Origin of the sequence: Vibrio hepatarius (assembly GCF_043642085.1) — a bacterium.
Lineage (GTDB): Bacteria > Pseudomonadota > Gammaproteobacteria > Enterobacterales > Vibrionaceae > Vibrio > Vibrio hepatarius_C.
This window is the reverse complement of record NZ_JBHZSA010000002.1, coordinates 32912-50669: the sequence shown is the minus strand read 5'-3', so window position 1 is coordinate 50669 and position 17758 is coordinate 32912. Positions and strand designations below refer to the sequence as shown.

General features: G+C 44.2%; 19 protein-coding genes. 8 read left to right on the top strand and 11 right to left on the bottom strand.

Annotated elements, in window-relative coordinates; translation table 11 throughout:
- Window positions 1-22: 22 nt before the first annotated feature.
- From rbsC to rbsD, 3 genes are read right to left on the bottom strand one after another with little or no spacing between them, the layout of a single operon-like run.
- On the bottom strand, window positions 23-1006 hold the full coding sequence (rbsC, locus tag ACHUFZ_RS03405; RefSeq protein ID WP_134837160.1) for a ribose ABC transporter permease: 984 nt from the start codon (window positions 1004-1006) through the stop codon (window positions 23-25).
- On the bottom strand, window positions 1003-2508 hold the full coding sequence (gene rbsA, locus ACHUFZ_RS03400) for a ribose ABC transporter ATP-binding protein RbsA (protein ID WP_394125888.1): 1506 nt from the start codon (window positions 2506-2508) through the stop codon (window positions 1003-1005). The genes rbsC and rbsA overlap by 4 nt, the downstream gene beginning before the upstream one ends.
- Window positions 2509-2532: 24 nt before the next feature.
- The gene (gene rbsD, locus ACHUFZ_RS03395; RefSeq protein WP_394125887.1) at window positions 2533-2952 is read right to left on the bottom strand and encodes a D-ribose pyranase; all 420 of its coding nucleotides are present in this window, start codon (window positions 2950-2952) and stop codon (window positions 2533-2535) included.
- A gap of 307 nt (window positions 2953-3259) precedes the next feature.
- Between rbsD and ACHUFZ_RS03390 the strand changes: the two genes are divergently transcribed.
- Window positions 3260-3523, top strand: a complete 264-nt coding sequence (locus ACHUFZ_RS03390) for a DUF3012 domain-containing protein (RefSeq protein ID WP_134837163.1) — start codon at window positions 3260-3262, stop codon at window positions 3521-3523.
- A gap of 59 nt (window positions 3524-3582) precedes the next feature.
- Here ACHUFZ_RS03390 and ACHUFZ_RS03385 read toward each other — a convergent pair whose 3' ends face one another.
- The 5 genes from ACHUFZ_RS03385 to ACHUFZ_RS03365 all read right to left on the bottom strand — a co-directional run bounded on the left by ACHUFZ_RS03385 (window position 3583) and on the right by ACHUFZ_RS03365 (window position 8579).
- Window positions 3583-4251, bottom strand: a complete 669-nt coding sequence (locus ACHUFZ_RS03385; protein ID WP_394125886.1) for a LuxR C-terminal-related transcriptional regulator — start codon at window positions 4249-4251, stop codon at window positions 3583-3585.
- A gap of 153 nt (window positions 4252-4404) precedes the next feature.
- Complete coding sequence (locus ACHUFZ_RS03380; RefSeq protein ID WP_394125885.1) at window positions 4405-5430, bottom strand: S1 family peptidase; 1026 nt, start codon at window positions 5428-5430, stop codon at window positions 4405-4407.
- 78 nt (window positions 5431-5508) lie between these two features.
- The gene (locus tag ACHUFZ_RS03375; protein WP_394125884.1) at window positions 5509-6474 is read right to left on the bottom strand and encodes a S1 family peptidase; all 966 of its coding nucleotides are present in this window, start codon (window positions 6472-6474) and stop codon (window positions 5509-5511) included.
- A gap of 105 nt (window positions 6475-6579) precedes the next feature.
- A complete protein-coding gene (gene gcvT / locus ACHUFZ_RS03370; RefSeq protein WP_394126363.1) occupies window positions 6580-7698 on the bottom strand; it encodes a glycine cleavage system aminomethyltransferase GcvT in 1119 nt (372 codons plus the stop codon).
- Window positions 7699-7955: 257 nt separating this feature from the next.
- A complete protein-coding gene (locus ACHUFZ_RS03365; protein WP_004411311.1) occupies window positions 7956-8579 on the bottom strand; it encodes a helix-turn-helix domain-containing protein in 624 nt (207 codons plus the stop codon).
- 369 nt (window positions 8580-8948) lie between these two features.
- Between ACHUFZ_RS03365 and ACHUFZ_RS03360 the strand changes: the two genes are divergently transcribed.
- The 7 genes from ACHUFZ_RS03360 to ACHUFZ_RS03330 all read left to right on the top strand — a co-directional run bounded on the left by ACHUFZ_RS03360 (window position 8949) and on the right by ACHUFZ_RS03330 (window position 15996).
- Window positions 8949-10244: a serine hydroxymethyltransferase gene (locus ACHUFZ_RS03360; RefSeq protein ID WP_394125883.1), complete on the top strand. Its 1296-nt coding sequence runs from the start codon at window positions 8949-8951 to the stop codon at window positions 10242-10244.
- A 36-nt stretch (window positions 10245-10280) separates the two neighbouring features.
- Window positions 10281-10661 (top strand): glycine cleavage system protein GcvH, encoded by a 381-nt coding sequence (gene gcvH / locus ACHUFZ_RS03355; RefSeq protein ID WP_004411309.1) that lies wholly within the window; start codon window positions 10281-10283, stop codon window positions 10659-10661.
- 121 nt (window positions 10662-10782) lie between these two features.
- The gene (gcvP, locus tag ACHUFZ_RS03350; protein WP_394125882.1) at window positions 10783-13647 is read left to right on the top strand and encodes an aminomethyl-transferring glycine dehydrogenase; all 2865 of its coding nucleotides are present in this window, start codon (window positions 10783-10785) and stop codon (window positions 13645-13647) included.
- A 337-nt stretch (window positions 13648-13984) separates the two neighbouring features.
- Window positions 13985-14347, top strand: coding sequence for a helix-turn-helix domain-containing protein (locus ACHUFZ_RS03345; protein ID WP_394125881.1), 363 nt, complete (start codon window positions 13985-13987; stop codon window positions 14345-14347).
- 3 nt (window positions 14348-14350) lie between these two features.
- Complete coding sequence (locus ACHUFZ_RS03340; protein WP_394125880.1) at window positions 14351-14818, top strand: ImmA/IrrE family metallo-endopeptidase; 468 nt, start codon at window positions 14351-14353, stop codon at window positions 14816-14818.
- A gap of 409 nt (window positions 14819-15227) precedes the next feature.
- A complete protein-coding gene (locus ACHUFZ_RS03335; RefSeq protein ID WP_394125879.1) occupies window positions 15228-15479 on the top strand; it encodes an HNH endonuclease signature motif containing protein in 252 nt (83 codons plus the stop codon).
- A gap of 13 nt (window positions 15480-15492) precedes the next feature.
- Window positions 15493-15996 carry a hypothetical protein gene (locus ACHUFZ_RS03330; RefSeq protein ID WP_394125878.1) on the top strand — a complete coding sequence of 168 codons (504 nt, stop codon included), beginning with the start codon at window positions 15493-15495 and terminating at the stop codon, window positions 15994-15996.
- Between the two features lie 360 nt (window positions 15997-16356).
- Here ACHUFZ_RS03330 and ACHUFZ_RS03325 read toward each other — a convergent pair whose 3' ends face one another.
- The 3 genes from ACHUFZ_RS03325 to ACHUFZ_RS03315 all read right to left on the bottom strand — a co-directional run bounded on the left by ACHUFZ_RS03325 (window position 16357) and on the right by ACHUFZ_RS03315 (window position 17665).
- A complete protein-coding gene (locus ACHUFZ_RS03325; protein WP_394125877.1) occupies window positions 16357-16680 on the bottom strand; it encodes a Fis family transcriptional regulator in 324 nt (107 codons plus the stop codon).
- Between the two features lie 152 nt (window positions 16681-16832).
- Window positions 16833-17327, bottom strand: coding sequence for a YcxB family protein (locus ACHUFZ_RS03320; protein ID WP_394125876.1), 495 nt, complete (start codon window positions 17325-17327; stop codon window positions 16833-16835).
- Window positions 17328-17524: 197 nt separating this feature from the next.
- Window positions 17525-17665 (bottom strand): hypothetical protein, encoded by a 141-nt coding sequence (locus ACHUFZ_RS03315; RefSeq protein ID WP_394125875.1) that lies wholly within the window; start codon window positions 17663-17665, stop codon window positions 17525-17527.
- Window positions 17666-17758: the final 93 nt, after the last annotated feature.

Here is a 17758-nt window from a genome sequence, read left to right as displayed (position 1 = left end):
TTATGAATTAGGTATTTATGAGTTACTTATTTTTGTTATCCACCAGTACCGCAAGTAGGATTACCACGGCTTTTGCGATCATTTGGTAGTAAGAAGAAACATCAAGTAGGTTCAGAGCGTTGTTCAAGAAACCGATGATCAGTGCACCAATTAAGGTTCCCATGATACGGCCTTTACCACCCATCAAACTGGTGCCACCGAGTACAACGGCAGCAATCGCATCGAGCTCGTAGCCCATACCAGCGGTCGGCTGCGCAGAAGAAAGACGAGACGTAACGATAATGCCGGCAAGCGCTGCAAGAAGACCACAGATTGCGTATACACCAATCTTCACTCGGTCAACGTTAATGCCAGATAGACGAGTCGCCGATTCGTTACCGCCTAGAGCGTAAACATAGCGTCCAAAACGAGTGTGGTTAAGCACATACCAAACAGAAGCAAATACAATCACCATCAGCCATACAGGGACAGGGATGCCCAGTGCGTAGCCTGTACCAAACCAAGCAAATGCGTCAGCCGTATCCGTAAAGCCAGTAGAGATTGGTCGACCGTCGGTGTAAACCATAGTGACACCACGCAATAGCGTCATCGTCACCAGCGTAGCGATAAATGCTTGGACTTTACCTTTGGCAATGATCACGCCGCTGATCGCCCCCAGCGCCGCACCAGCAAACAGAGCCGTTGGTACTGCGATAAGTACCGGCACTTCCATTGCGATCAAGCTCGCGGCAAATGCACCACAAAGAGCCAAGACAGAGCCAACACTTAAGTCGATACCAGCGGTTAAGATAACCAGCGTCATACCGACGGCAATAATCGCGTTCACCGAGGTTTGGCGTAAGATATTTAGAATATTGTCGACGGTGAAAAAATTAGGGTTTAAAAACGACACCACGACGATTAAAAACAATAGTGCGATCAGAGATTTTTGCTCAATCAGCCATTCTTTGCTTAGCAGCTTTTTGCTGTGTGTAGCGGTTGGTTTGCTCATGGTATTGGTACTCATGCTGCTTCCTCATTAATCTTTTTGCCTACGGCACAGGCGAGTAATTTTTCTTGATCGGCGTCTTTGGCATCAAACTCGCCACTTAAGCGACCTTCATGCATCACTAAAATGCGGTCACTCATGCCTAACACTTCTGGCATCTCCGAAGAGACTAAGATGATGCTCATACCGTCAGCTTTAAATTTGTTGATCAGTTGGTAGATCTCTTTCTTCGCGCCAACATCGACACCGCGGGTTGGCTCGTCAAGGATCAATACTTTAGGTTTGGTCATTAGACCTTTGGCAATGGCGACTTTTTGTTGGTTACCGCCTGATAGGTTGCCAATGATTTGGTCTCGAGTTGGGGTTTTGATGTTGAAGAGTTTGATGAAGTCTTCAACTGCCACTACTTCGTCACCATGTTGAATGCGGCCACCTTTGGTCAATTTATCTAGCGCGCATAAAGACATGTTCTCTTTAACTGAAAGTCCCAGTACCAAGCCATCGCCTTTACGATCTTCTGAGATATACGCAATACCATTGATTAAGCCGTCTTGAGGGCTGACCGGATTGATGGTTTTGTTATCAAGATTGATAACACCACGCTCACTAGGTAACGCGCCGTAGATCACTTTCATCAGCTCAGTGCGACCGGCTCCCATTAAGCCCGAAATACCTAGGATCTCGCCACGCTTAAGGGTAAAGCTCACATCGTTGACACCAGAGCCAGTGAGACCAATGACTTCAAGGCAGGTCTCGCCATGAGTCACATCAATACGAGGGTATTGCTCATCAAGCTTACGGCCCACCATCATCTCAATCAGACCATCTTCATCGGTTTCTGAAACTTGGCATTGGCCGATAAACTTACCGTCACGTAGCACAGTAATGTCGTCACAGATTTCAAAGATCTCTTTTAATCGGTGAGAGATATAAACGATGCCGCAGCCTTGTTCACGCAGCTCATTAATCACTTTAAACAGAGATTCCGTTTCAGTGTCCGTCAGCGCATCCGTCGGCTCATCCATAATGATGACTTTGGACTCAAATGATAGCGCTTTGGCAATCTCTACCATTTGTTGTTCGCCCAAACTCAAATCACCGAGCAAGGTTTTTGATCTGTGTTTGACGTTAAGACGCGCTAGTAATTTGTCAGCTTCGTCATACATCTTGCCCCACTGAATACCACCAAAGGCGCTAGTGAACTCGCGACCAAGGAAAATGTTCTCTGCGATGGTCAGTTCAGGGATTAAATTAAGCTCTTGGTGAATGATGCTAATACCCGCTTGTTGCGAGTCTCGCGGACCTTTGAATGCCGCGGGTTCACCTTGATAGTGAATTGACCCGGCATCCATTGAGTAGATACCAGTTAGCACTTTCATTAAGGTCGATTTACCTGCGCCGTTTTCTCCCATTAGCGCCATTACGCGCCCTGAGTAAACATTCAGGCTCGCCTTATCGAGCGCTTTCACGCCCGGAAAAGCCTTTTCAATCGAACTCAGCTGTAAGATGGCTTGAGTCATAATTATTCCTTTCCGTTACGGGCGCTAAAAAACCACACCAGCTTGAAATATCACGTTCGCATAAGGCGTGCATTCACCCGTGCGAACCACCGCACGACTATTCGCCGTACGACACTTAAACTCTTCATGGGAAACATAAGTCACTGAAATCGACTTTCCGGTCGCTTCGCTTTCCGCTTTGATCTGTTTAACTAGCGCGTCATGGTGCTTAGGGCTGACTGTGACAAACTCTTCAGCAATAACCACGCCCTCAACTTGGGACTCACTCATGATCACTTTGACTGTTTCGAGAAAAGAAGGGACACCATGAGTAAGCGCTAAATCGATACGCTGAACTTCATCGGGAATAGGCAAACCAGCATCACAAATGGTGATTTCATCAGTGTGGCCCAACGTAGCCACTAAGTAGGAAAGCTCAGAATTTATTAGGGTACTTTTTTTCATTTCATCGACCTATCGAATACACGTTCAAACCAGCGTGAGTTTCGTCGTTTTTATCGCTCTTGTTATTGAGAGAAAACTCATCGAAACGTTTCGATAGAATATTAATCGCTCATTAAAGAATTACGAGAGTGCAATTTATAGAGTGTGAATTTGATCCTCTTTGGCGCCTGAGATCAGCTAAGCAAAGTGACCTGCCTCACCCATCGAAACGTTTCGATGGGCCATTTTTCGCTGTTTTAATCTTTTACTTACACACATTTTTTGCTTTTTAGGTATAGTTGCGCCGAACAGAATTAGGAATATAGAGATGAAGAAAATTACGTTAGCTTTATTTACATTATTAGCCCTAAGCGCATGTAAAGATGAAGTCGGCACGCAAGCATGGTGCGATAACATGGCAGAGACGCCAAAAAGTGAATGGAACGCTCAAGGCGCAGTGGATTACGCGAAACACTGCGTATTACAAGATGCTGTTGGTAGCGAAGCTTGGTGTAATGATCTTGAAGATACCCCTAAAGGTGACTGGAGCGCCAATGACGCTGCTAGCTATACCAAGCACTGTGTATTCTAAATAGAAAAGGTCTGATAGCGATATCAGACCTGTTTAAAAAGAGACTTTGAATACTGCCGCTACACGCGCTCTTCCAAGGCAATATTATTATTGGCCCACAGTAGTGCTTGAAGACGGTTCTTGGCATTAATTTTCTTGAAGATGTTGTGCAAGTGCGTTTTCACAGTATTTTCGCTGACAAACAACTCATCAGCAATTTGCACGTTAGATGCACCATGGCCGAGTAGACGCATGATTTCCTTCTCGCGCTTAGTCAGGTTGGCATAAGCTTGTGAGGTCGTTACAGTATTCGCACAGCGGAAATGCTCGATGTAATCTTGAGCAACCTTGCGTGATAACCACATTTCATCATTCATGATCTTATCCATGCCCTTCAAGAGCAAAGAAACATCATCATCGATATAAAACACACCAACCAAATTGCGCCACTTGAACAGCTGACTAGAAGGCGCTTCGATCGGGCAATTAAACACTATTTCCTTGATAGTCGCTTTGCTTTGATTCTTCGCGTTGTTGTAGTACTCAAACTTCTCGTCATCTAAATAATGAAAATCAATCAAGACCAGCTCATCGATTTTTCCACCATTAGAGTCAAAAGCCCTCAACGCTTCAGAAGAAACAATATTAACCTGTATAGGGAGGCCTTTCTCTAATGAATCTTTGAGCAGCTTCGACTGCATACTGATATCAGAAATAAGGGTGATTTGGTAAACATCATTGTTCGTCATAGCGGAAACCTCAGCGCATCTCTATCGGTGACTTAAAACTATCGTTTAGACACAAATAGTCAACATGTAGATTGGCTAAGGTTTATAGATAAACCATTAAACATTCATAATATTCATATAGTTGTAGTGCAATTCTTATTTGTGAGAAAGATGTTAACTAGACTCGTTTCGGCCTAATGCGACTGGATGCTTGACTAAAAGTAGTAGCGTAACAAAAAGCATACTTAGTAATCCAAATGCTCCGCCGCTAGACTCAGTTGCCTCAACTGGAGCCGACACTGATTCGGCGTTTGAATTTGAATCATTATTGATCAACGTTCGTACGTCACCGGAGGTGACAACATAAGCCTTTGGCTCTTCTTGACCATTGATCACTCGACCTATCCAGGCTTGATAATCATGTATATCGGTAAACACAGAGGTCACATCCACACTTGTATCACCACAAGTCGCAGGGCCAAAACTGGTGATGCCAATTTGAATGTATTGACTACCGTTATACCAATACACAGGGCCACCAGAGTCACCATTACAGGTAGAATTACGATATCCTCCCTGAATCGGTCCGGTAAAACACAAGTGGCTTGAAGTTAAAGCACTGCCATAGATGGACTGGCAAGATTGTGTGCTGATGTAGGTAAGCTCAGTCTCAAGTAGCCGTGTGCCACCAGCAACATTACCTTCGATATAGCCGTGACCAACCGCCTTGTACTCATCACTATCAGAGAAGGTGTTATTGATTGTGGTGTTTAGTATCGAGGTGTAATCAGACACTGCCAACGCCGTTTCTAATTCGATGATCGCGATATCATCTCGCCATAAAGCGCTTGCAGAATCAACGTAGCTATCGGGGTAATAAAAAGCTTTCGCTTTTGCTTGTTGCGAGGAAAGAAAATTGCTTTCATCTTCCAGTTGAGGGGCAACGACAGTATGTAGCATTAGATTGTCATCGCCGTAGATACAGTGGGCAGCTGTCAAAACATACCGCGAATTGATCATGGTCGCGCCGCAATATGACGAAGTACTGTAGAGGCTATCAGAGCGATAAAAGAGACTGGCAAATGAGGGGTAATTTACGATATTCGCATTGGAACCATTGACAATATATGGCTGGATTTCAACAGCATAATTGCAAGAGGAGTATATCAACAACCATAAAGACCAATACAACTTAGGCATAACATCGAATCCCTGATGAACTGATCTTTAGTTTAGTTGATAACTCCCACTTTATAGATTTAGTTACTCAAGATGCGACTAGTTAAGTCTACGTCTCCAGCCAAGTAGGCCTAGAGCGGATAAAACCAATACGCCCAGTGAACCACCGCCACCACCGCCACCAGTACTAGGATTTAGGGTTGCATTGCGCTGACTGTCAGATACTGTCACTTTAGGTGTTTCATTACCATTTAAGACTGAGTTGATCCAGTCACTATGCTTTGTAAGAGCAACTTCAGTAAACACAGAATTCGCTGCCACAGCAGGGTCTCCACATGTTTCAGGTCCAAAGCTTGTAATCCCTACCTGCTTGCCATTCCAGTAAAGTGGACCACCAGAATCACCTTGGCATGTACCATTGTCATAAGTGACTGTCGCAGCACCATCCATACACAGGTTTTCACTGGTATCTGTAGTGTAAATTGAATCACACGTCGTATTATCAACCCATTTTAGCTGGGTTCGCTGTAACTCTTCCGTTGAATCAACGTTGCTTTGGGTATTTCCATGCCCTACCGCATAAAAGACTTCAGACGTCTGGCGGTATGTAGAGCGCTCACTATTGTCAGCAAGATCAACATAAGTATTTACTGCAGTGATCGGGCTGGCCAATTTCAAAATCGCGATATCATCATAAAGTGTCGAGTTGTTGTAAGTACTCGGATAGTAATACTCACTAACCATAACACGCTGTAACACTGAATTCGGGAAGTCGCTCTCGTTTTGTAGTTGAGGCACCACAGAGGTAAACAATTGATAGTTTGAATCACCGTAGATACAGTGGGCGGCGGTCAAAATGTAGTTTGCGGAAAGCAGCGTGCCACCACAATACGGTCCTTGACCATACACCCCGTCATAATCAATGCGGTCATAAAAAAGGCTTACAAAGCTAGGATGTGTCGACGCACTGATATCCGTTCCGTTAACGATATATGGATTTACTTCTGCACTATTAGCACTAAATGCTAATAATAAAGAAGAAGCTAAAACAGAAATACTTCTCATAATTACTACCTTTTAAAAATCCGTTTTATTGTACGAGAAATTCATACAAAAAAACCTCTCCTAAGAGAGGTTTTAGCACACAAAGCTATGCTTCGTCACATTTGATTAACCGCGGTAATATCTCTGCGGCACAAATGGCATTTTTTCAACCGTCATTGCAAGCTTTTTACCACGTACGTCGGCGAATACTTCAGTACCAATAGCGGCAAGATCTGCGCGAACATATGCCATTGAAACAGGCTTACCCGCGTTTGGTCCAGCAGTACCACTGGTTACAACACCAATTTTGTTGTCATCTGCATCAAACAGTTCAGCACCTTCACGCACTGGTGCTTTCGTTTGACCGACTAGACCAACACGCTTACGAGTCACATCTTTGGTTTCGATTTGCTTAAGAATGATATCAGCACCAGGGAAACCACCTTCACGTTCGCCACCAATACGACGAATCTTTTGGATGCCCCAAAGTAGGCTTGCTTCAACTGGCGTTGTGGTTGTATCTAGATCGTGACCATATAGACAAAGACCACACTCAAGACGCAAAGAGTCACGTGCACCTAAGCCAATCCACTCAACTTCCTCTTCTGCAGTTAACTTTTGCGCTAGCTCTTCAGCATGCGTGTTTGGCACAGAGATTTCATAACCGTCTTCACCCGTGTAACCACTGCGACTAACAATACATTCAACGCCGAGAATATTAAGCTTCTTCACATCCATAAAGACCATGTCAGCTACTTGAGCATTAAAGCGCTTAAGTACATCTACCGCTTTAGGGCCTTGCAGTGCTAATAGAGCACGATCATCAATGATTTCTAGCTCAACACCTGATGGAAGATGCGCTTCAAGATGATTGATATCTTGCTCTTTACATGCCGCATTAACTACAACAAATAGGTGATCATCTAAGTTAGCCACCATCAAATCATCCATGATGCCGCCCTCTTCATTAGTGAAGAATGCATAACGCTGGTTGCCTTTTGGTAGATCAATGATGTCTACAGGAACTAATGATTCAAGAAACGCAGCCGCCCCTTCACCATGTAGACGAAGTTGGCCCATGTGAGATACATCGAAAAGACCTGCTGCATCACGCGTATGCAAGTGCTCTTTCTTCACGCCGAGCTTGTATTGAACAGGCATATCATAGCCTGCAAATGGAACCATCTTTGCGCCTGCCTCTACATGAAGAGCATGTAAAGGCGTTTTCAGTAATTCTTGAGTCATCATTGTCTCCGTTTAATCAGGTTCGTTTTCCATACAGGAAACCTTGTTTCCAATAATAAACACGAGTGGAGAGGTTTTGCACTATTAACAAGGTGGGAACAGTTCAAAATGTGACATTTAACATCATATTCACATCGAACAGATAAAATAAAAGCGCCATCTTGAACAGTTAATCGTCAAGATGGCGCTATTGTACTCTTCTAAAAACCAAAAGCAAACGTTTGCCTTTACTATAAGAAATTTACATCATTATTACTTTATTTGGCCGTAACCCAAAGAATATGAGCATCTTGTTCACTGGTTGAGATAAGCATATGGCCCATATTGGCATCATAGTAAACGCTATCGCCTTCACTCAATTCAACCGGTTCATAGAACTCAGAATAGAACATGACCGAGCCAGAAAGGATCAATAAGAACTCCTCACCGTCATGGCGCACCCAATCTCCATACTCTTCAAAGTTGCGCGCATGAACCTGACTCTTGAACGGCATCATTTTCTTATTGGAAAGCTGAGTCGCTAAAAGCTCATGTTCATAAGTTGGCGTTGGGTGCGGTTTACCTTGATTGGCTTTAGTGATATCACGACGCCCTGTCGCTACCTTTTTTCTTGGCGGTTCAAACAGTTGCGGCATATCTATTTGAAGACCCATTGCCAATTTTTGCATTGCTTGGAAGGTTGGAGAGATCTGTTCGTTCTCTATTTTACTCAGGGTTGAACGCGCTAAGCCGGTACGCTGACTCGCTTCCTCAAGTGTGATCCCCAGCTTGCCACGAATGGTTTTAATCCGTTCGCCTAGCTTAAGTGGCTCAATATTTTCATCGACTGACTCTTTAGATAACGTCAGTGATGGATACTCATCATAGATATCTTCGGGCATGCTTCCCTCTTAATGCGTTTACTACTTCCTGTGTCATTTTCATTGTGCCCGAAGCGTTTAATAGAGGAAAGGTGCGAACAAGAAATAAACCGTGCTCTTGTTAACAAAAATAGAAACCTTGTTTCCAATAGGAAATTTTTGGTTGATTGTTCCTTCGACAACCGCTATGTTACCAGCTTGTTAGTTGTAGAGATGTTATTTCCGAATTCAACGATTGATAGATTTAACAATTGAATTCGTTTTTCCCCACTATTTAGGGGTTGGAAATTCGCCCTGTTCTTACTAAGAGAAGAGCAGTAATAAATTAGAACTGATGAGAACAATTACCCTACAAAAAATCTCGTCGGCACGAATGGAAGGTCATCTACCATGAACAAACCGTTTCAAAACCACAGCCTAGAGAACTTTTTCTCTACTAACCTTGCTGCTACAGACGACGCTGTATTTGCTGGAATCCAAGCTGAAAATACACGTCAAAACGAACAAATTGAGCTTATCGCTTCTGAGAACATCGTTTCTAAAGCGGTAATGCAGGCACAAGGCACTTGCCTAACCAACAAATATGCAGAAGGCTATCCAGGTCGCCGTTACTACGGTGGTTGTGAACATGTCGACACGGTAGAGGCGATTGCTATCGAGCGCGCAAAACAATTGTTTAAGTGTGAATACGCAAACGTTCAACCCCATTCTGGCGCTCAAGCTAACGGTGCAGTTAAGCTGGCACTCCTTCAACCTGGTGACACGATTCTTGGTATGTCTCTTGACGCAGGTGGTCACCTAACACACGGTGCTCGCCCAGCTCTTTCTGGTAAATGGTTCAACGCAGTTCAGTACGGTGTTGATCGTGAAACACTAGAAATCAACTACGACGACGTTCGTGATCTAGCACTTGAGCATAAGCCTAAAATGATCATTGCCGGCGGTAGTGCTATTCCACGTACTATCGACTTTGCTAAGTTCCGCGAAATTGCTGATGAAGTCGACGCAATCCTAATGGTCGATATGGCGCACATTGCTGGCCTTATCGCAACGGGCGCACACCCTAGCCCGCTTCCACATGCACATGTTGTAACAACAACAACGCACAAAACACTGCGTGGCCCACGTGGCGGTATGATCCTGACCAACCACGAAGACATCATCAAAAAGATTAACTCAGCGGTATTCCCTGGCCTACAAGGTGGTCCACTGATGCACGTCATCGCTGCGAAAGCGGTAGCATTTGGTGAAGCTTTAGGCCCAGAATTTTCAACTTATATCGATTCAGTGATCGATAACGCAAAAGTTCTAGCAGAAGTATTGCAAACTCGCGGTTGTGACATTGTGACTGGCGGTACAGATACGCACCTAATGCTGGTTGACCTTCGCCCTAAAGGCTTGAAAGGTAACAAAGCAGAAGAAGCTCTAGAACGTGCCGGTATCACATGTAACAAAAACGGCATCCCATTCGATTCAGAGAAGCCTATGATTACATCGGGCATCCGTTTGGGAACCCCTGCGGGGACAAGCCGCGGCTTTGGCGCAGAAGAATTCAAACTCATCGGTAATTGGATCGGCGATGTACTAGACGGGTTGGTTGAAAACCCAGAAGGTAACGCTGAAGTGGAACAACGTGTACGCAAAGAAGTGAAAGCACTTTGTGGCCGTTTCCCTCTTTACCAATAAACAATTTTTATCAAATTCATATTTGGAGATTAAGCAATGGACAAGACACTGAAGTTTGCAGAGAGCCACGAGTGGGTACGTGACAACGGTGACGGTACAGTAACTATCGGTATTTCTGACCACGCACAAGGTTTGCTAGGTGACGTAGTATTCGTAGACCTACCAGAAGTAGAAGCTGAAATCGAAGCAGGTGAATCTTTCTCTCTTGTTGAGTCTGTAAAAGCAGCGTCTGATATCTACGCGCCTATCACTGGTGAAATCGTCGAAATCAATGAAGAGCTAGAAGACAGCCCTGAGCTTATCAACGAAGAACCGTACGAAGGCGGTTGGATCGTGAAAGTGAAAATGTCTGACGCGTCAGAGCTAGATAATCTTAAAGATGCAGAAGAGTACGAAAACTCAGTCGAAGACGAGTAATTAGGACACATTAAGAAGCTGCCTCCGCCTTGGATGGCAGCTTTTTTTCTAAGTTCGGGCATATAATTAAATGTATCAGTAATGGTACCCATTACCCGAACTCCGGAGTAGGTAAAGGACAATGACTGAATTACTTCAAAGCCTCAGCACACAAAATGAGTTCGTTGCACGCCACAACGGCCCAAATAAATCTGACCAACAGAAAATGTTGGACGCGATCAACGTTGCAAACCTTGACGCATTGATCGACGAAACCGTTCCTGCGCAAATTCGCTTAGAACAGCCAATGACACTTGCGGAAGCGAAAAGCGAAGCAGATATGTTGGTTGCAATGCGCGAGTTCGCCGACCAAAACCAAGTAAAACGCACGTTCATCGGCCAAGGTTACTACAATACCTTCACGCCAAACGTCATCCTACGTAACGTGCTTGAAAATCCAGGCTGGTACACAGCGTACACGCCTTACCAGCCAGAAATCTCTCAAGGCCGCCTAGAAGCACTGCTTAACTATCAACAAATGGTGATGGACCTGACAGCAATGGATATTGCTAACGCGTCACTACTGGATGAAGCAACCGCTGCCGGTGAAGCAATGACGCTGTGTAAGCGTGCAGGTAAGAGCAAGAGCAAAGTCTTCTTTGTTGCTGACGATGTTCACCCACAAACACTAGAAGTGGTTAAGACTCGCGCAAAGTACATCGGCTTTGATGTACAAGTTGGTTCTTTAGAGTCTCTACCTGAACAAGACGTATTCGGCGCGCTAGTTCAGTACCCAGGTACAACAGGTGAAGTACGTGACCTAACGGACATCATCGCTAAAGCGCAAGCAAACAAGACACTAGTAACAGTTGCTACAGACCTACTCGCGTCGGCTCTACTTAAGCCAGCAGGCGAAATGGGCGCAGACGTTGTAATCGGTTCTGCCCAACGTTTTGGTGTTCCTATGGGCTACGGTGGTCCACACGCAGCATTTATGGCGACGCGTGACAAGCACAAGCGTACTATGCCAGGCCGCGTTATCGGTGTATCTATCGATACAAACGGTAACCAAGCGCTTCGCATGGCAATGCAAACTCGTGAGCAGCACATCCGCCGCGAGAAAGCGACCTCAAACATCTGTACGGCTCAGGCTCTACTAGCAAACATGGCGTCTTTCTACGCGGTTTACCACGGCGCTGAAGGTCTACGCACGATTGCTCGTCGTACTCACCACATGACAGCTATCCTTGCTGCTGGTCTGACTAAATCTGGCTTCGAACTCGCTCACAATAGCTTCTTCGACACCATCACAATCAACACTGCTGGTAACACTGAAGAACTATACGCAAAAGCGCAAGCTGCTGACCTCAACCTACGTAAGCTAGATGGCAAACTAGGTATCAGCTGTGATGAAACAACAACAACAGCAGATATCGAAGCACTATTCGCAGTATTTGGCGTTAAAGATGAAGTAAACGCACTATCATCTGAAATCGCTGGTAACGAGTTTGCGGCAATTCCAGAAGCACTACGTCGTACTTCTGAGTACCTGACTCACCCAGTATTCAACACGCACCACAGCGAAACGCAGATGATGCGTTACCTCAAGCAGCTTGAGAACAAAGACTTCTCACTGACTCACGGTATGATTCCACTGGGCAGTTGTACGATGAAGCTAAACGCTGCCGCTGAAATGATCCCTGTGACATGGCCTGAGTTTGGTTCAATTCACCCATTCGCGCCAATGGATCAAGCAGCAGGTTACTCTGCACTAGCGAAAGATCTAAAAGAGAAGCTATGTGAAATCACTGGCTACGACGCATTCTCACTACAGCCAAACTCTGGTGCGTCGGGTGAGTACGCAGGTCTAATCGCAATTCAACGCTACCACGATAGCCGTGGCGAAGGTCACCGTAACGTATGTTTGATCCCAAGCTCAGCGCACGGTACTAACCCTGCAACAGCTTCAATGGTTTCAATGAAAGTGGTTGTGGTGAAGTGTGATGATGATGGCAACATCGACATGGCTGACCTAGCAGCGAAAATTGAAAAGCACGCTGAAAACCTATCAAGCATCATGATCACTTACCCTTCTACGCACGGCGTATATGAAGAGCAAGTGAAAGAAGTGTGTGAGATGGTACACGCAGCAGGCGGTCAGGTTTACCTAGACGGCGCGAACATGAACGCACAGGTTGGCCTAACGTCTCCAGGCTTTATTGGCTCTGACGTTTCTCACCTAAACCTACACAAAACGTTCTGTATTCCACACGGTGGTGGCGGTCCGGGTATGGGTCCTATCGGTGTTAAATCTCACCTAGCACCTTTCCTACCAGGTCACATTGAAAACGGTGTAGAAGGTGACGATTACGCTATCTCAGCAGCAGACCTAGGTAGTGCCTCTATCCTGCCAATCTCGTGGGCTTACATCGCGATGATGGGCGAAGCTGGCCTAACAGACGCAACGAAAGTCGCAATTCTAAACGCTAACTACGTGATGGAGCGTCTACGCCCTCACTACCCTGTTCTTTACCGTGGTACTAACGGCCGCGTCGCGCACGAATGTATTATCGATATTCGTCCACTAAAAGAAGAGACAGGCATCAGCGAAGAAGATATCGCGAAGCGTCTAATGGACTACGGTTTCCACGCACCAACTATGTCGTTCCCAGTTGCGGGTACATTGATGGTTGAGCCAACGGAATCTGAAGATTTAGAAGAGCTAGACCGCTTCTGTGATGCGATGATCGCAATCCGTGAAGAGATGACTAAAGTGAAGAACGGTGAATGGCCACTAGAGAACAACCCTCTAGTCAACGCACCGCACACTCAAGTTGATCTTTCTGCGGCAGAGTGGGATCGTCCGTACTCACGTGAGCTAGGTTGCTTCCCATCACCAGCAACGAAGTCTTGGAAATACTGGCCAACAGTAAACCGCGTAGACAACGTTTACGGTGACCGTAACCTAATCTGTTCATGCCCAAGCATAGACAACTACGAAGATTAATTTTTGTAGGCACTAAATAGACAAAGGCGAACCAGTTGGTTCGCCTTTTTGTTTTTGGGTTAGTTAGGCTTGACTAGTTATTGGACAGAAGCTGCATCGGACTATCACACAATCCCAATGTTCAATGCTTGTAACGGCCCCTTACCAACAGAGTCTTTGATTAAGCAAAACTGTAAACAAATACAGCCTGTATAAATTACCAGAATAGCTATTGACAAACCAATTCAACCAAAACTAAAATGAATTTAACCTTTTTGGTTGAATTGAATAACCGATAGAGTTATATTTGTATTGTAGCCCCACATAAACACTCAACGAGGGCTCAGGAGGCAACAAAATGGCACTTACAGAATTTGGCAAGACAGTCCGAAAAGCACGCATAGACACAGGTTATACACTTAAAACCATGTCTGAAGAGCTAGGCACGTCAGCAGCTTTTCTGAGTGGCTTAGAAACTGGTAGTAAAAAGATATCTAAAGACTGGGTAAATAAAATTGAGGCATTTTTTGAATCAAAAGGCCAACCAATTAACAATTTATCTCAACTAGCAGATGTAGCAAATGAAAGCGTCTCACTAAGCGGACTTTCGCAACAGCAACAAATGCTTGTTGCTGGATTTGCAAACTCTCCGTTCACACCGGATGAACTAAAAAAATTCGCTACATTTCTGGAAGAGATTAATAAGCATCATGGAGAGTAGTGTATGCCCGAAGCATATCGACTAAGAGGCAACCGAGTTCAGCCGGTTTCTCATAGTCATATCTGTACTGTCGCCAATAACGTAGGGAAAGCGTTTAGATTTAACAAACGAAACAAGAACAAACTGGATCAAGTGTTCGAATCGCTCTTTGAGTTAGGAGTAATTTTAAACGTCATCGATGATAGTGAATGGCTGTTTATAACTAAAGGTCACTGCGACCCGAGTAAAGCAACCATATGCGTTCCGCAATCTATCTATGATAACGCCTGCATTGGTGAACGTGACGCTCTGGCAGTGATGTTACATGAAATGGGACATTTGTTCTTGGGGCACAGACCAGTACTTCACTTTTCAAATGAACCCGCGATAAAAGAAGAAGATGCAGAATGGCAAGCTGATACATTTGCCGAGGTAATATTGAAAAACATGGGATATCAAACAGACCAACTTTCGTTTGATTTCTATATGTAAAAAGCCCCATCCACTGACCATGGAAAGGGCTAATTAGGCACCTTAGCTCAAGCGACCAAACTAGAAGCTAGGGATAATTCTAACCCGAGAGTTAACCGAGTCGAATCTTTGTTTGACAACCCAGATTATAGACTTTTTGCGTCGAAACGCAAGACACGTTAGTGCGGTGAAGCTCTCAAACTTACGGAGAGTTGAGCTATGAAAAGCGGATACTGCCCTAAGTGTAAGCAACCTTGCGAGGTAAGCTTTGTCAGTCATGTGACTAAAAACGGCAAAGTTATCTACCCGAAAAAAGGTAAACGCTGCTTAGTAATCCCTCACTGCAATAATTGCGGTAAGTAATTGACCTTAGCCTCTATCTCTAAGGCTAGGGGCTATTACTAATACTATTTATAATCTGGAGGCCAACATGGCTACTCAAAAGCAAAAAGACGCAGCTTGGAATGCAGCGTGCCCTATCCGCGGAAAGAATCCAAACCTATTCCGCCGTGACGCAAAAGGCAACGAAATTTACAAACCGGCCTACGGAACTCAAGGAGCCAAAGGCTGGGAAGTTGATCACAAGCGTCCAAAATCAAAAGGTGGTAGCAACGCTGCCAGAAACCTACAAGCTTTACAAACTCAAGAAAATCGCCGTAAAGGCAACCAATACCCATACTAAAAAGGATTTAATAATGAAAAAGATTAATGCCTTTATAGTGTGCGTGCTTCTGCTAGGCACAACCCAAGCTACTGCCGCTAATGAATCTTGGTGGAGAGATGCTGATAACTACTACAAAGGGTGGGTAAATAGCCCTGATAGTGACTTTCAAGCGATGATCAGGCCATCAGACCTCAAAAGTGATTCTCCTTCTGTTGAATTTCAGATGGTTCTGTCTCACAAAAACTTTTGTGAAGACAAAGACAATTCATATCGAGGCTCACTCACTATGACCGTAAACGATAGAAAAGTCGCTTTTGATATGACCTGCTACAAAAACGAGTGGCTGAACATTTACCCCACTACAGATAAAAGTAATGATTATGTGTTGAAAGAGTTTAATCACTACAGAAACAAGCGAGTGACATTTGTGCTCCCTCATAGAGATTCGCCTGACTGGGTATTTAATTTTTCGACGAAGGGATTTGGTTCTTTGTATAGCTCAATAGATGAGTACGCTAAAGACACGGTTCAATAATCAAGTTGAACTAGAAAAATCAAGCAGTCACTACTTGCTGGTATTGAACAAAGGCCTAATAAGGGCCTTTTTTCTTTATTGACCTACTTCGATATCTAAGCTTTCAGAATGAGATGAGGTCAGGCCTTGCCTCTTGCCATCCATTACTTTTTGTATCTCAAAACTAGAAAATTATTGGAAACAACAGTTCAAGTAATAACTCGTCTCGGAGCAAAGGCGATTTACCCAAAACAGCTCAGGTATACCAAAGCCTTAGATTGGCAAGCGTTAATCGTCCTGCTTTAGAGGATAGACATTAGCCTTCAGGCTTTATATCAAAACTAGCAAAACAAAGCCTCAGGTTTCCACAACAAACTCAAATCACTTTCTTTGATGACCGCGCTCGCGATTTTGCTGTGTATCGTAACTGATTTGCTTACCTACGTTCTTTAGTTGGACCCCAACTTTATTAAACGCATTTTGGATAGTTGCTGAGACATGCTGCTGGCCTTCTCCCGCCAAAAAACTTGCTCTATCTTGGTTCGTTTCGAATACACAGACTATTTCTAAGCTTTGTGGAAAAGAGGAGTATTTGACCGTATGAGTCACCCAAAGAAAACCATCGTAGCCTTTTAACGTATCTTCACAAACTTCGGTTAAAACGTCTCGAATTTGATTTTCAATCTTCTTGTCTGTTTTGCGCATAGAGCGAACTTCCTATTAGCAATTTTAAATGCCCACTGTATCGCCTTAATACCACTCACTAAAGAGAGAGTGGTATTACTCAATTTGATCACTTTGTTTAATGACAACTTAGTGACTCGCCTAACAGCAAAGTCTTATTGCCAGTAACAGTATTAACTTGCTTTTAAAGCTGCTTGTTGCTCTACCATAAACGCGATGACTTCTTCATTTAAGCAAGATTTACTCACATATTGACGTTGTTTACCCAAATGAAGGATAAAACCTAAATCGGTTTGCTCCAGTTGGTCTATTTCACTCCAAGCGATTTTGCGGTCGATTTTGCCACTTTTGTAGCTTACGCCGTCGGCATTGACTTGAAACACCACTTTGCTGCCACGGCTGGAGCTGATAGTTTGTCGCCATAGCCACCAGGTTCGCTTGCAATAAACACTGAACGCTTCAATCACACTCAATACAATAAAGAACCAACCGACGTAGCCATTAGGCAGCAGTTCAAATTCCAATAAAACCACACCAAAAATAAGAAAGAGTATCCCTTTCAAATACGCTTGAGGGAACTTAGCGGGCTGGCTAGTTTGATCATAGCACTCAGCAAAAAAGGGTTTGTCGAGTGTGTATTCTGTGGTGAAGTCGAAATCTTTAGACATGTATGATTACTTTGAGGTTTCTGTGAATGAGTATTTCATGTAGCGATCTTGCAACGCGAGCATTGTATCGCTTCTCGGGAGTTATCTTTAGCAGTTTTGATTCTGTTTTGTAAATCAATAATACCGAAGATAAAAACTCCTACTAGCATCACCGTCATCCCCAAAAGGAAAGCAAGCTCTAAAACCTCAAAAGAGACTCACATTTTTAGGCTATCACGCTCTTCCTTCAATGACTCATTTTCCTGCTTCAATCTCGATATCTCGCGGTTTAGCTTGTTATCATTTCGCCACATCACAGCAGCGACAAATATCAGTAGAAACACACAGTAAATAGTCATTAATTTAGCCTTGCTGATTGTCGAGTTTAGTTATTGGATCAAATTCGTAAGCTTTGTTTAGCCCAATATTGAATAGATATACCTCAACAGTGA

What these genes read in the sequence shown, in the direction of transcription:
- ACHUFZ_RS03385 (WP_394125886.1), bottom strand. Translation starts at nt 4,251, where the DNA reads ATGACGAACAATGATGTTTACCAAATCACCCTTATTTCTGATATCAGT.
- ACHUFZ_RS03390 (WP_134837163.1), top strand. Translation starts at nt 3,260, where the DNA reads ATGAAGAAAATTACGTTAGCTTTATTTACATTATTAGCCCTAAGCGCA.
- ACHUFZ_RS03380 (WP_394125885.1), bottom strand. Translation starts at nt 5,430, where the DNA reads ATGCCTAAGTTGTATTGGTCTTTATGGTTGTTGATATACTCCTCTTGC.
- gcvT (WP_394126363.1), bottom strand. Translation starts at nt 7,698, where the DNA reads ATGACTCAAGAATTACTGAAAACGCCTTTACATGCTCTTCATGTAGAG.
- ACHUFZ_RS03365 (WP_004411311.1), bottom strand. Translation starts at nt 8,579, where the DNA reads ATGCCCGAAGATATCTATGATGAGTATCCATCACTGACGTTATCTAAA.
- ACHUFZ_RS03330 (WP_394125878.1), top strand. Translation starts at nt 15,493, where the DNA reads ATGAAAAAGATTAATGCCTTTATAGTGTGCGTGCTTCTGCTAGGCACA.
- ACHUFZ_RS03315 (WP_394125875.1), bottom strand. Translation starts at nt 17,665, where the DNA reads ATGACTATTTACTGTGTGTTTCTACTGATATTTGTCGCTGCTGTGATG.
- ACHUFZ_RS03320 (WP_394125876.1), bottom strand. Translation starts at nt 17,327, where the DNA reads ATGTCTAAAGATTTCGACTTCACCACAGAATACACACTCGACAAACCC.
- rbsA (WP_394125888.1), bottom strand. Translation starts at nt 2,508, where the DNA reads ATGACTCAAGCCATCTTACAGCTGAGTTCGATTGAAAAGGCTTTTCCG.
- rbsC (WP_134837160.1), bottom strand. Translation starts at nt 1,006, where the DNA reads ATGAGTACCAATACCATGAGCAAACCAACCGCTACACACAGCAAAAAG.
- rbsD (WP_394125887.1), bottom strand. Translation starts at nt 2,952, where the DNA reads ATGAAAAAAAGTACCCTAATAAATTCTGAGCTTTCCTACTTAGTGGCT.
- gcvH (WP_004411309.1), top strand. Translation starts at nt 10,281, where the DNA reads ATGGACAAGACACTGAAGTTTGCAGAGAGCCACGAGTGGGTACGTGAC.
- ACHUFZ_RS03325 (WP_394125877.1), bottom strand. Translation starts at nt 16,680, where the DNA reads ATGCGCAAAACAGACAAGAAGATTGAAAATCAAATTCGAGACGTTTTA.
- ACHUFZ_RS03360 (WP_394125883.1), top strand. Translation starts at nt 8,949, where the DNA reads ATGAACAAACCGTTTCAAAACCACAGCCTAGAGAACTTTTTCTCTACT.
- ACHUFZ_RS03335 (WP_394125879.1), top strand. Translation starts at nt 15,228, where the DNA reads ATGGCTACTCAAAAGCAAAAAGACGCAGCTTGGAATGCAGCGTGCCCT.
- ACHUFZ_RS03340 (WP_394125880.1), top strand. Translation starts at nt 14,351, where the DNA reads ATGCCCGAAGCATATCGACTAAGAGGCAACCGAGTTCAGCCGGTTTCT.
- ACHUFZ_RS03345 (WP_394125881.1), top strand. Translation starts at nt 13,985, where the DNA reads ATGGCACTTACAGAATTTGGCAAGACAGTCCGAAAAGCACGCATAGAC.
- ACHUFZ_RS03375 (WP_394125884.1), bottom strand. Translation starts at nt 6,474, where the DNA reads ATGAGAAGTATTTCTGTTTTAGCTTCTTCTTTATTATTAGCATTTAGT.
- gcvP (WP_394125882.1), top strand. Translation starts at nt 10,783, where the DNA reads ATGACTGAATTACTTCAAAGCCTCAGCACACAAAATGAGTTCGTTGCA.